The following is a 248-nucleotide window of genomic DNA, read 5'->3' as shown; positions in this document are numbered from 1 at the left end:
ACAAACACCGGTGCACACAGGTGGGCGAGGGTGCGGCTGATAAACAGCGCAGGTTCGGTGGTGTCGATGTTCATCGGGTCGGCCACTTGCCGGTGCAGCAGGAAGGTTTCGCGCACGTGATCGAGCAGCATGAACAGGATCACCAAGCCCCTGAGGGCGTCGATGGACAGCAGGCGTTGGCCCAATCGGGCAGGGGAAACAGCATCAGTCATGAGGGAGGATCGCAAGGCCGGGTAGGGAGTTTGTGG

The 248-nt window shown here is 61.3% G+C and carries 1 protein-coding gene; it reads right to left on the bottom strand.

All coding sequences use genetic code 11. From position 1 onward, the window contains the following. Nucleotides 1-212: OpgC domain-containing protein (opgC, locus tag AAEY88_RS14915; protein ID WP_350563645.1), on the bottom strand; the 212-nt coding region annotated here is incomplete at its 3' end. Nucleotides 213-248 lie beyond the last annotated feature (36 nt).

Origin of the sequence: Psychrobacter sp. CAL346-MNA-CIBAN-0220 (assembly GCF_040309805.1) — a bacterium.
Classification (GTDB): domain Bacteria; phylum Pseudomonadota; class Gammaproteobacteria; order Pseudomonadales; family Moraxellaceae; genus Psychrobacter.
The sequence above is the reverse complement of the archived record's forward strand: the minus strand, read 5'-3'. Positions and strand labels throughout refer to the sequence as shown.